The 11,837-nt window shown below is 67.4% G+C and carries 10 protein-coding genes and 1 other annotated feature; of the genes, 6 read left to right on the top strand and 4 right to left on the bottom strand.

The genetic code is table 11. The annotated features are described in order from the left end of the window. The first annotated feature begins 186 nt into the window (after positions 1-186). The 3 genes from SJY06_RS21810 to SJY06_RS21800 all read left to right on the top strand — a co-directional run bounded on the left by SJY06_RS21810 (position 187) and on the right by SJY06_RS21800 (position 3,627). Positions 187-852, top strand: coding sequence for a DUF1883 domain-containing protein (locus tag SJY06_RS21810; protein ID WP_380169628.1), 666 nt, complete (start codon positions 187-189; stop codon positions 850-852). Positions 853-2,789: 1,937 nt separating this feature from the next. Continuing rightward, positions 2,790-3,110, top strand: coding sequence for a DUF1778 domain-containing protein (locus SJY06_RS21805; protein ID WP_380169627.1), 321 nt, complete (start codon positions 2,790-2,792; stop codon positions 3,108-3,110). 10 nt (positions 3,111-3,120) lie between these two features. After that, entirely contained in the window at positions 3,121-3,627 is a 507-nt protein-coding gene (locus SJY06_RS21800; RefSeq protein ID WP_380169626.1) for a GNAT family N-acetyltransferase, read from the top strand. A gap of 8 nt (positions 3,628-3,635) precedes the next feature. On the opposite strand, the gene SJY06_RS21795 is transcribed toward SJY06_RS21800, so the two are convergent. After that, complete coding sequence (locus SJY06_RS21795) at positions 3,636-4,961, bottom strand: hypothetical protein (protein ID WP_380169625.1); 1,326 nt, start codon at positions 4,959-4,961, stop codon at positions 3,636-3,638. Between the two features lie 948 nt (positions 4,962-5,909). After that, a protein-coding gene (locus SJY06_RS21790; RefSeq protein WP_380163351.1) for an IS3 family transposase occupies positions 5,910-7,219 on the bottom strand; the annotation gives its coding sequence in 2 pieces (ribosomal slippage) (positions 5,910-6,940 and positions 6,940-7,219; 1,311 coding nt in all). Then, positions 6,813-6,941 (bottom strand) — a sequence feature (AL1L pseudoknot). It overlaps the preceding gene by 129 nt. A 534-nt stretch (positions 7,220-7,753) precedes the next feature. Here SJY06_RS21790 and SJY06_RS21785 point away from each other — a divergent pair. Then, positions 7,754-8,440 carry a hypothetical protein gene (locus tag SJY06_RS21785; protein WP_380169624.1) on the top strand — a complete coding sequence of 229 codons (687 nt, stop codon included), beginning with the start codon at positions 7,754-7,756 and terminating at the stop codon, positions 8,438-8,440. Between the two features lie 620 nt (positions 8,441-9,060). Here the strand turns inward: SJY06_RS21785 and SJY06_RS21780 are convergent. After that, positions 9,061-9,411: a VOC family protein gene (locus tag SJY06_RS21780; protein ID WP_380169623.1), complete on the bottom strand. Its 351-nt coding sequence runs from the start codon at positions 9,409-9,411 to the stop codon at positions 9,061-9,063. Further along, entirely contained in the window at positions 9,408-9,701 is a 294-nt protein-coding gene (locus SJY06_RS21775; protein WP_380169622.1) for a hypothetical protein, read from the bottom strand. The genes SJY06_RS21780 and SJY06_RS21775 overlap by 4 nt, the downstream gene beginning before the upstream one ends. Positions 9,702-9,896: 195 nt before the next feature. On the opposite strand from SJY06_RS21775, the gene SJY06_RS21770 reads away from it, so the two are divergent. Both SJY06_RS21770 and SJY06_RS21765 read left to right on the top strand, forming a co-directional pair. After that, a complete protein-coding gene (locus SJY06_RS21770; protein ID WP_380169621.1) occupies positions 9,897-10,154 on the top strand; it encodes a hypothetical protein in 258 nt (85 codons plus the stop codon). 425 nt (positions 10,155-10,579) lie between these two features. Beyond that, a complete protein-coding gene (locus SJY06_RS21765) occupies positions 10,580-11,794 on the top strand; it encodes a peptidoglycan DD-metalloendopeptidase family protein (RefSeq protein ID WP_380169620.1) in 1,215 nt (404 codons plus the stop codon). The last annotated feature ends 43 nt before the right edge of the window (positions 11,795-11,837 follow it).

Raw genomic sequence — 11,837 nt, 5'->3', positions numbered from 1 at the left:
GTCCAAGTCCTCCGAGACCCCATTCCTCAGTTGGGGTGCGGTGTTCACGCCTTCAGCGACACTTCGACATGTCTGGCACATCTGGGGTTCGAAGTAGGCGAGTCCTTCCCGAGACGTTCAACTGCCGCGGGTCGGATCACGACTAGCGTATAATTTCGGGCACATCTACCCATGGGAGTCGACGCCGTGCCACCCAAGATCAATTTCCAGGTATTCGACCTTAGGCAGGTTACAGCGAAGTCTACGGTGGTGGTGACGCTCAAGGGGAGCGCGGCCAACGTTCGCCTTCTCGACTCGTCTGGCCTCAGCGCGTTCAGGGCGGGCCGGAGCCACAAGGTCAACGGCGGTGGACTGGTGAAGCGATCCCCGCATCGCATGGTGGTGCCGCGCACGGGCCACTGGTACGTGACTGTCGACTTAATGGGGATGAAGCCCAGCGCCCGAGTGAACGCAGCCGTGACGGTCGAGCCGCCGCCCCTGAAGGAGGCTCGCAGCGCCCCCCTTCCCCCAGTCCGCACGGTAACGAACGTTCCATCACCGCTATCGCAGGTCCGCGCCGAACGTCCACCACAGGTGGTGATTGACAGCGGTGAGGTGTGGGACGTCTTCATCTCTCACGCCAGCGAGGACAAGAGTGCTGTCGCGCGCCCCCTGCGAGACGCACTAGTTGCGCATGGCGTCAAGGTTTGGTTCGATGCCTTCGAGCTCGGCATCGGTGACAGCCTAAGAAGAAAAATCGACCAGGGTCTAGCTCGCAGCACCTTTGGCGTCGTAATCCTTTCCTCGGCGTTCTTTGCGAAGGATTGGCCGCAATACGAGTTGGATGGCATTGTGACGCAATCAAAGCCCTAGCCTGGCCGACAAATTCGCCCGCTCTACTGGTGACCGCACTCTTGCCGAAATCGCCGAGGAGATTGCCCGCCGCGTCCGGCCGGACCTCTTCCCGGGCGACGATGAAGACGACCTTCTGGACGGCGTGGTGTGAGCCCATCGGGTCGCACATGCGAGGGGATCAACGAACAGCTTGGAGCACTCCGCCCTGCGACTGCCCCCGTGAATAGGCTGACGGCCACGTCGGATCGGACCATGTAGCAGGAGGTCCACGACCGCATTGTCGAGGTGCTCCCCACGAATAGTGAGGGCTGGTTGGCGAGACCGTCCCAGCAACCGACCCCCGAACGCGACCCCGCTGGTTAAGCGTTCCGACCTTCCAACAACCAGCCACAATGGCCCAGCAAACCCGTCCGGGTCAGCCGTTCCGAACAGGTCGGCAATGTGACACCGACGCTGGCTTCACCACCGGTGGGCCAACCCGCGTTCCGAGGTCGAGCTGGGCGAGCTTCGAGTGCGTCGGTGCTGGCCGTCGACCGTCACGTGTGCGCACCGCGAGTTCTCATGGCGCAGCGGTGAGGTCGGCGAGTGCTCTTTCGCGGCCCCGGCGCGGGCGCGGCGCTTGCCCTCGGGCACGGCCTGCGCCTGGCGAGCGAGATGCCACCCCCTCGACAACCAGATCGGCGGTCGGTTTCTGACTCTCCGGCAGGACCGCGGCCCGGGTGGCAGCAGCCAACGTCGTTCGGCCCGGTCCTTCTAGGCAGTGCGGCCGTGGCCGGTGGTCACCGACTGCAGACGGGCCGTTGTCGGCTGTGGGTGCTGGCTCGTGCCTGAACAGTGCCCTGGCGACCTAGAATGGCGACGAACCTGCAGGTCAGAGACGGTACAGCGAACGGTCTTGAAAACCGTTGGGCGGGTCACCACCCGTCTCGTGGGTTCGAATCCCACGCCCTCCGCTGAGAACGAGCATGCCGCCCGGGTGTGGCGTCGTCAACGCGTCGCTCCAGTTGTCCACAGGCGTCCACGTCACTCCACGCCTGCGAGGTCAGCTGGACCCACAAGGAGTACCTCACCGCGGTCCTGAACCACCGAGGTCGACCTGCTGGGCCTGGACCGGGGTCTTCAGCAGGTGGAGCGCGTCGCTGGCGGGATGCCGCGACAGACGTGCGGGACGAGGTGCTGGAGACCGGTGCGGACGGTGTCGACAACGCCCGCCGGTTCGGGGTCGGGACCCTTGGCCGGGCCCGCGCCGCATCGAGCAGGGTGTTCAGCGGGATCGCGGAAGCCGCAGCCCGACGCCGACCCAGCCGGTCCGAAGCCGGACGCCGGCTGACGGCGAGGTGCGCGACGTTCGTATGCCTCGCCGCCGCGCTGTGTCCCAGGGTCCTGTCCGCCGGAGTCCTGGCGGCGTCACCGGCCACCGCCTCGCCAGCCCAAGACGGAGCTGATGACCTTGGGCTGCAAGCCGTGGGGGACGTGCGAAGGCTCGAGGGCCCCGACGGAAGCGCTGCGCACGGCGGCGAGGGTGGCTACGTGGCTCAGCCCAACCGCTAGGCCTAGGAGGCACAGAACAGGGGCGCCTTGCAGCCCTTCGACGACGCTCTGCTCGGGGGGAGGCCTCAGACGCCCGCCTGGTCACTGCCCCGCGCACTCGCCGGCTTGAGCGACGGTGCCGGGTCGACATGAGAACCACAAGTCCGAGCGACGGGCGGGCGTCACCCGTGTCGCAAACGGGGCGTCCGCGTGGTGCCCGCTTGGTGTCCGGCCGGCGGGACAGGGCACATCGATGCTGGTCGGAGGCGGTTTCGCCGAGGTCTGAAGAGCGTTGACCGGGGACCCACACCCCGGTCCGTAGGGTTCACAACCCCGGCGCGGCGCTGGAGTGGGTTGCTCAAGTCAGGTTGACGACCCGCCGATAGCGTACGTACGATGTCTGTACACGAGAGGGAGTAGTCATCATGCCTAGCCAGGATGCCTCAGCCGCCGCCACCACCACCACCAAGGCCGCCACCAAAGACCAACGAGCAAACATCAGGATGACCAGCCGGCAGGACCAAGTCTTGCGCAGTGCGGCTGCGGCAACGGACAGAACTGTGACTGATTTTATAGTCGACAGTGCTGTTGAGCGGGCTGAGCGCATCCTTGCGGATCGGCGTTGGTTCTTCGCCACCCCCGAGCAGTGGGACGAGTTCAACAGACTCCTTGAGGCGCCGATGCCTACGAGCAAGCTTGAAAAGCTCGCTGCCCGGAAGACTTCCTTCGACGACTCCACCGTCTAAGCGAAAGTCTATGGCGTCTCAGCCCCGCACACTCAAGAGCAGCGATTCTACTGCTGAATTTGAGTCTGGCGCGCAGGAGCTTGATGATTGGCTGAAGCGCTTCGCCTACACCAACCTCCGCGCAAACAATGCCATCACATATGTCACTCTCGAGAATGATCGGGTAGTTGGCTATTACGCTATTGCAATGGCGGCGGCAGAGTTGAAGAGCGTGCCAGGTCGGCTGCAGAAGGGAGGTCGGCCCGAACAGCTGCCGTGTTTGCTCCTGGCCCGTCTTGCCGTCGACAAGAGTATGCAGGGCCACGGCCTCGGGGTGGACATACTGCAGGATGCGCTGCGGCGGGCGGCGATGCTGAGCGACAGCGTCGCCGCCGCTGCAGTCCTCGTGCACGCTCGTGACGAGACCGCCAGACGCTTCTACGAGCACAACGTTGACGTATTGCCATCTCCGCTTGATGAATTGCAGTTGTTCATTCCCATGAAGGACGTACGGAAGCACTTCGGATCGGGAAGTTGACTCCTGGCCTAGAGTAGGGCGAGGAGTCGACGCGCCCAATCCCGTATCGGTCGATACGTCAGCGACGGCAAGGCCCCCGGATCGGTATAGTCCCAAAGCCACGCCTTGCACTCTCCACAGGTGCGAAGCGTCGTTAGGACAGCCAACCTTGCCTGATGCTTTGCCCCGATCAGGAAATCAACCGTCGCCAGATTAGCCTTTTGGACGAGCAGTTCCTCGCCGCCCCGAAAGCGCGTCCTATTAAGAAGTTCTTTGGCGGCAGCCGGGTCGTGGGGGATCGTGCAAAAAGCCAGCACGTTAGTGAGTGTGTCATCGCCGGGCGCCATCTCGTGCGCTCTTGACGCGAGGGTTCGCGCTTGCTCCAGCTGGCCTCGCTGCAGCAGCGCTACCACATTGCTGCGGAGTTCGACGGAAGACAGTCCTGCAACCAAAGGATCGTCGCCCGCTCCCTCCAGTAGGCGACGACGGATGGCCGTCATAACCATCCGCTCGGAACTCGGTCGGCTGGCGAGCAACTCGCTACTCAACCCCACCGAGTCGGCCACCATGGCGGGACTGTGGAGCCACAGCAACTCCCAATCCAGAGACGTCCGCTGCCATTCGTCCAGGGATGTGCAGGAGAAGCGATCGAACACCCAAACCGTTGCGTCCCGGCCGGCTGGGACCACTGTGCCTTGCGGGCGGAGAGTCGTCACCAGCGGGGCGTCGATTCGCCAGTCAATCAGGTGAGCAACTGCAACCGTACGAACCCAGTCGGTCGCAGTTTTCGACGCCGCCCCAGTGGTGACGATGGCGGCGGCATCCGGGAATGAAAGGTCCGCGCTCGTCTCGGCCGACAAGTCCGCTTCAAGTACCGGCAGCCAAGGCTGCAACTGCGAGGGTATCGCTCTGATATCAAGACCGTTGCGCATAATCTCGTGCCGGAACGCTGTCGCGGTCAGAAGCACCTGTCGCTGCAAGGCGGCGCCGAGATAGGTGCGAACCAAAGCGTCAGGCGGAAAACCCAATTCTCCGAGTCGGGCCAGAGCGAGCGTTGTGTGAGTCGAGCGTCGGAGGGAATCAGTCCAAGGCACTTCGAGCAACGACGATTTGACCAGCCTGATCAGAGCTGAAGCTGGCCAATGATGTTGAGGCAGCCCCTGAAAGGGCGCCGTCGTCGCGCTCAGGTCGTAGAAGTCGGCCTGCTGTTCGACGTCGGACAGGCCTCGAAGGCTTTCGAGCGCCTCGAGGCAACCGCCAGAGGAGCCGCATAACGTGTGCCCGCGGTTGCTGCAGTCGTCGGCGAAGCGTTCAAGGGCAAGGAGCGACAGCGACCGCTCCGCACTAGGACTCAAGGTTCCACCATCCCACCCAAGGCATGACGCGGAGACTAACCCGCCACCGCCCAGACCGGGCCACGTCCCCTGGTCCGCCCCCGTGTCGCCTCAGCCCGACAGGCACCTGTCGTAGCGCTGGCCGTTCTGCCGTGCCTCGGCGGTTAGCAACACCGTCACAAGCGGTGCCTTGACTTCAACAGCCGGCAGGTCGGTAGCGGCTGTGGATGACAAGAGGCGTGCCCACCGCAGGGGCCGCAAGGTACAGACCTCCTGCCCGCACGCAGATGCGGGCGCCGCTGGGCGGTTGCCACGGCGCCCGCCGCGGCACTTAGCGGGTCGCCTGCCGGATCTACAAGCAGCTGCGCGCGGTGACCGTGCTGGACGTCGTCCACTGCCGCGACGCGCAACGCGCCCGAGCATGACGGGGCCAGCCCAGCTCCGGGCTGATTGGTCGCGAGTCGTCCGCCGCTGAAGCCAACCGCTGGCGACTGCGGAGCAGCCGTCGCTGGCGCCCTGTCGTGTCCATGCCGTCGGCAGCACCCCCCACGCGGACACGGCAGCCGGCGTCGTTCGGCCGGGTCCTTCGACGCAGAACGGCGGTGTCCGGTGGTCATCGACTGCAGATGGCCGTTGTCGGCGGTGGGCGCTGGCGCTGCGCCTGAGCAGTGCCCTCGCGGCCTGAACCGGGATCGAACCCTCAGGTCAGAGTCGGTACAGCGGACGGTCTTGAAAACCGTTGGGCGGGTCACCACCCGTCTCGTGGGTTCGAATCCCACGCCCTCCGCTTGAAAGACCTTGCGCTCCCTGAGGAGCAACGTCGACCCTCAAGTTGGTCGTCCATAGGTCGACGAGACGAGGCGAGAGCGCACCAATCACGACCTACAGGGGCCGGCGGCGGCCTCACGGTGCGTGCGCAAACAAGAAACTGGTCGGGCACCGTTTCGTCTACGCTGTCTCGCCCCGGGTTCAGTGGAGGCTCGGAACTGACGCCTCGACGGTAGTCGGGGCGAGGTTGGGACGGTCCTGCGTGTCGATCTGAGACCCATGGGCGGCCTCGTGCTGTGCCTCGAGCTCGGCGGGTGGGACGAGGCCGATCTCGCCGTGCAGGCGCCGGTGGTTGAACCAGTCGATGTACTCCGCGACGGCGATCTCGAGGTCGTCGATGGACTTCCAGGGGCCCTTGTTCCGGACCAGCTCGGCCTTGAAGAGGGAGTTGAACGCCTCGGCCAGGGCATTGTCATACGAGTCCCCAGTGGACCCGACCGAGGCGACGGCGCCGGCCTCGGCGAGGCGCTGGGTGTAGCGAACAGCGACGTACTGGACGCCCTTGTCGCTGTGGTGGGTCAGGCCGGTGACGTCCTGGCCGGCGTGCTGGCGTGTCCAGATCCCCATCTCCAAGGCGTCCAGGGCGAGGTCGGTGCGAAGGTTCTTCGACAGCTGCCAGCCCACGACCCGGCGACTGAAGACATCGATGACGAACGCTGCGTAGACCCAGCCGGTGAAGGTGCGGCAGTACGTGATGTCGGCGACCCAGAGCTGGTTCGGGGCCGTCGCGGTGAACGCCCGCTGCACGAGGTCTGGTCGGGTGTCCGGGCCGTCGCCGGGGACGGTCGTGCGCGGACCCTTGGCGCGCGTGATCCCGCGCAGCCCAGCGGCGCGCATGAGCCGTTCGACGGTGCAGCGGGCGACCGGTCGGGGCCCGTCGCCGCGGTCGACGACGTGACCTTCCCGACGCAGCTCCGCATGCACCTTCTTCGCTCCGTAGACGCCGTAGTTGAGCGCGTGCAGCGTGCGGATGGCCTCGGTCGTGACCGCGTCCTGACGGCTGCGCTGCGAGGGTGGCCGGACCTTGGCGGCGTAGTAGGTGCTCGGGGCGATCGTGACGCCGGCCTCGGTCAGGGCGGTGCAGATCGGCTCGACCCCGTGCTCGGTCTTGTGGGCGTCGATGTAGTCGACGATCACCGCTGTGGGCGGTCGAGCTCCGCCGCGAAGAAAGCCGACGCGCTGCGCAGGATCGCGTTCGTCCGGCGCAGCTCCTTGACCTCACGCTCCAGCTCGCTCAGCCGTTGCGCGTCGGTCGTCGTCGTGCCCGCGCGGGCGCCCTCGTCGACCTCGACCTGGGTGACCCAGCCCCGCAGCGTCTCCGGGTTGATGCCCAGCTGCTCGCCGATCCGCCTGCACGCACCCGGCCTGCTCGCCGGGTCCTTCCGGGCGTCGACGGTCAGCCTGATGGCCCGCTCCCGCAGCTCGTCGGGGTACTTCCGTGGTGCTGCCATGGCTCTCATCCTCCGTGGATTGAGAGCCTCCATCAATCCCGGGGCGAGACAACGCACCCCGGGTTGCGACGCAAGGAGTACCGCAGGTTCGATGAGGTCTAGGCGGCGACAGTGGCCGGCATGCGGTAGGGGTCCTCGTTCCAGGCGTCGTGGACCTCTCTTGCCGCTGGCCTGATCGGCTAGGCGGCCCATGGCCAGGCGCCTGTCCGTCTGAAGGCAGGGATGGTCGCCATCGGCCGTGCTGAGCTCCAGTCGCTGCGTGGGAGCAAGCAGACGGCCCGTGGGCTAAGGCTGGACCGGTCGCAGGAAACCTTCGTTCGCAACGTCTCCGTGGCTGGCACCCTTCATGCACGGAGTCAGGCCCCGACTACACCCGAAACAGGGACAATCTGCGAAAGCGGGCCTCCCGGGCGCCCTCCTGCCAGTAGCGTCGCTTCAGGACACCTCGGGCGGCCAGGGTGGGGTCTCGCGACTTCGCCAAAGGCCCTCTCAGTCATGCCCGCACTCTCAACTGCGTAAGTACAGGAGACGATCTTGAAGACATTCCGAGCCGCGACCCTGGGTGTTGCGACTGCTCTTGCCTTGACGGCTTGCGCGTCGGCCAACCCTGACGGCGAAGGCGCCAACGTCGTGGAAGAGACTTCTGCGGCAGTTGCATCACCCGCCACGGAAGAGACAACTGCGGCGCCTGTGGAGGAAACGCAGGCGACCGAGGGCACCCTCTCGGAGGAAGCTGCAGCGGAACCGAGTGAGAGCGCCGTTGGAACGAGGGAAACCCCGTTGAGTGTGGGCACTCGTATCACGATGGGTGACTATGAAGTCGCCATCACTGAGGTCAACAAGGACGCTACTCAGCAGAACTTGGACGATAACGAGTTTAATGAGGCTCCCCCGGAGGGCACGCAGTACGTACTGGTGTCCATGGAAGGGACGTACGTCGGTAGCGACTCTGGTGATCCTGGCTTCGACCTGTCTTGGAAGATTCTTGGGTCGGACAACAACACATTCGATTCTTCGTGGACGCCGGATGACGCTCCGTCCGACTTCTTCCCCTCCTGCACGCTAGACACCATGTTCGACATTGGGGAGACGTTCCCCGACGGAAATTGGACAGGCAACTTCTGCATCCTGATGCCGTCGACCCAGGTCGAGGGCGGCGCGATCATTCTGGAGAACTTCCTGTCCATGGAATCGGAGCGGGCGTTCTGGGCGCTGGGATAGCGGTAAGTGAGCTGAAGCGCCGAGACGTTACGGCATGAACGGACGACCTCCAGTTCAGATAACTGAGTCATCGAGGATGCGCGGTTGTCCGGGATGTCGCTCGACACGAGCGGGGGTGACGAAGGGGGCGGGTTCCTGTGGTGCCCGTCCCCTTGGCTCAAGGGAGATCGCGTTCGCAACCGACGGCAGCCTTCCCGGGCGCTGACCCCGTGTGCACGACCCCGGCTTTGCTGCCCCCGCCTGTTCCAACCCCAGGGGTTCGGTGCTGGCCCATGGCCGACGATGCCTTTTTGCTGTAGCTGCTAGGCCGGTCAAGATGACGCTCTCGCGAGGGGCGCGTTCGTGACGCCGTGCCTGGGCAGTGCCTCGGTGTTGTCGTCGCAGCGGGGAAGACCAGCAGGTCCAAGAACATGCAGCGACCGGTCTCGAAAACCGTTGGGCGGGTCACCACCCGTCTCGTGGGTTCGAATCCCACGCCCTCCGCTGCAGGAAGTCGATAGTCCCGTCGGCTCCCGGCGCACGGAGCTACGTGTGCCTGTCTGAGGGTGGCGCCAGCGCAGCGACCGGCCGATCGGGCCGGCGGGGACCGGAAGTACCTGCGCTGGGGTGGTTCGTCCAGGTCAGCGGTGGCCGAGGACGTTGACGACGTTGCCGTCGGGATCGCGGACGAAGAACCGCCGCACCCCCCAGGGCTCGTCCGTGAGGGGGTGCACGATCTCCGCCCCCCCGCGGACCGCTGCCTCGTACACGGCGTCGACGTCGTCGACCTGCACGGAGACGCTGGGCACCACCGGCGCGGTCTCGTCATGGGTCATCACGCTGATCTGCGTCCCCGGCCGGCTCGGGTCCGCCAGGGTGACGATCCACCCGAGGTTCATCACCGGCTCGAGGCCGAGGCTCCGGCCGTAGAAGGCCGTGGCGTCCTCCAGCGACCGGCTGAGCAGATCCGGGACCACTCGCTCCACGCTCATGTGCGCCACGCTCCCGGTCGGTCCAGGACGGCGCCCGTGCTGTGGTGGCTCAGGTTCGAGGTGGAGGTCTCACGGCTGAGGATCGAGCAGTTGCTGCGGTGGCTGAGGATCGAGCAGTTGCTGGCAGCGGAGAGCATCGACCCCACGGACAGGAACGACCCGATCGAGCCGATCGAGAACAGGGCACCTATCGACCCGACCGAGCAGACCGACCCGATCGAGCCCACCGACAGGACCGACCCGTCGGAGCAGATGGACAGGAACGAGTTCCGCGATCGGAACGACAGCATCCGGTCCTCCCCAGGGTCTGTGCTGCGGCTGATCGAACCGCTACCACCCGCCGCCGGGCGAGGCGACCGAGCGGGAGCGGGAGCCTTCGAGTGTGCCTGCGGGCGCGGTCCACCGGCAAGGCCTGAGCCACGAGCAGGTCGCCGCCGAGGGCGGGTCTGCGATGTCCACGCAGGGGTGCTGCCACCATGTCGAGCATGACCCTGTCCGACGCCGTGACCCTGGTCGAAGCCACTCTCGACTCGGCCCAGCTGCGAGTGGACCGTGCGCTGGCGCGGGAGGACGCCTCGCACTTCCTCCTCCTCGTCCTGGACACGAGTCGGGGGACGCGTCCGGACGGTGCGCCCATCGCCAACGGTCCTCGGCTGGTCAACAAGGAGAACGGGGAGGTGGTCCGGCTGACGGTGCCGGACGCCGTCGCCCGAGCGAAGGTCATGCCGCTCGCACAGGCCTGATCCTGCGCCGGGACGCTACCGCTCGGACGCTCCGTGGGCTCGCCGCAGCCACACGCACAGGTTGTCGAGGTGCGCGCCGTCGACAGGAACCCGTCGTGCGGACAGGCGCCAGTACAAGGGGCAAGCGATGACGTCGAGCGCCATCTCGACGGCGAGGTCCCCCAGGGAGCTCCCCTCGCTCCACCCCTCGGGCCAGGATCGCTGAGGCGAGCTCCCGGCGAGGCCGGCCCGCCCGACTCGCTGCGAACCGGGGGGCCGGGCCCCCGGAACGCGGTTCGGGTCGAGCGAGACCGCGCGGGCGTCGGCGTCCCGCGGGCCACGAGGGGCGGCAGGGTTCGCCCGAGCGGGTGTCAGGTCCTTGAGGAGGCGCGGCGACCAGCCGAGGCAGAGGTGTGCGAGTTGTCGGGCGAGGCAGGACCGGCGCCGTGCTGCTCGCCGCCGTGGTGGCGCTCGGCGCCGCCCCCGCGGAGGCGGCGGTACCCGGCCCCGTCGCCCAGCCGTCTCGCGCCGTCGGCATGCTGCCGCTCGCCCCCGCAGCGCCCACCCCACCGGCGGCGGAAGCCACGGCCGCCGCCGCCGGCAGCGAGGCGCTGCGGGCCCAGGTCGACGCGCTCGCCGCCCAGGTCGACGAGCTCGACGTCCGGGCGGAGGTCGCCCTCGAGGACTGGGACGTGGTCCGCGCCGAGCTCGACGCGCTGAGCGCCCACGAGGTCCAGGCGCAGGTCTCGCTGGACGACGCCGGCCGCGAGCTGCAGACCGACCGCGCCGCTGCCACCCGCCGGGTGCGCGCGCTGTACCGGACCGGTGGCACGGTCGGGCTGGCCTGGACCGCCCTCGCCTCGACGGGTTCCGGCTTCGGCGAGGCCGCGTCCGGCTTCCAGGCCGCGCGGGTCGTCCTCGACTCCGACGCCGCCACCGTCGAGCGGGCGCGCGAGCGGGTCGACGTGGCCGTCGACTCCTCCGCCCAGGTGCAGGAGCTCCGCCGGCTGCGCGCCGAGCTGGAGACCGAGGCCGAGACCCGTCACCGCGACGCGGAGGCCGCGCTCGCGGCCCGCCGAGACCTGCTGGACTCCGCCGACGAGGCCCTCGCGGCGGCGGTCGAGCGGGAGCAACGGGAGGCCGAACGGGTCGCCCTGAGGCAGGCCCTGGCCGAGGCCGCCCGGGCGGAGGCCGACCGGGCTGCAGCCGCCCGGGCTGCGGTCGTCGGCGACGCCGGGCTGCCGGCAGACACCCCGGCCTTCGCGGGCTGGTTGTCGTCGCCCGTCGAGGGCGCTCGCACCTCCTCGCAGTACGGGTACCGCATCCACCCGGTCCACGGGTACCGGAAGCTGCACACCGGCACGGACTTCGCGGCGCCGTGCGGCACGCCGATCACGGCCGCCGCCGACGGCACGGTCGTCAGCGCCGGCTGGGGTGGCGGGTACGGCAACCTCGTCGTCATCGCGCACGGCGACGTCGGGGGCCGCTCCCTGTCCACGGCCTACGCCCACCAGAGCCGGCTTGCCGTGAGCGCAGGCCAGCAGGTCAGCCGCGGGCAGGTCATCGGGTACGTCGGCACCACCGGCACGTCGACCGGCTGCCACCTGCACCTGGAGACCCGGGTCGCCGGCACCCCCGTCGACCCGATGCGATTCCTGTGACGCCTCGACCCGCATCGGGACAACCGATGGCGCTCTGATCGAA

Source organism: Jannaschia sp. R86511 (assembly GCF_042466345.1).
Taxonomy (GTDB): domain Bacteria; phylum Actinomycetota; class Actinomycetes; order Actinomycetales; family JBBAYJ01; genus Aquipuribacter.
This window is presented reverse-complemented; position numbering and strand designations above follow the sequence as displayed.

Coding starts and splice junctions, on each gene's coding strand:
- SJY06_RS21805 (WP_380169627.1), top strand. CDS start 2,790: ATGCCTAGCCAGGATGCCTCAGCCGCCGCCACCACCACCACCAAGGCC.
- SJY06_RS21800 (WP_380169626.1), top strand. CDS start 3,121: ATGGCGTCTCAGCCCCGCACACTCAAGAGCAGCGATTCTACTGCTGAA.
- SJY06_RS21780 (WP_380169623.1), bottom strand. CDS start 9,411: ATGAGCGTGGAGCGAGTGGTCCCGGATCTGCTCAGCCGGTCGCTGGAG.
- SJY06_RS21775 (WP_380169622.1), bottom strand. CDS start 9,701: ATGCTGTCGTTCCGATCGCGGAACTCGTTCCTGTCCATCTGCTCCGAC.
- SJY06_RS21770 (WP_380169621.1), top strand. CDS start 9,897: ATGACCCTGTCCGACGCCGTGACCCTGGTCGAAGCCACTCTCGACTCG.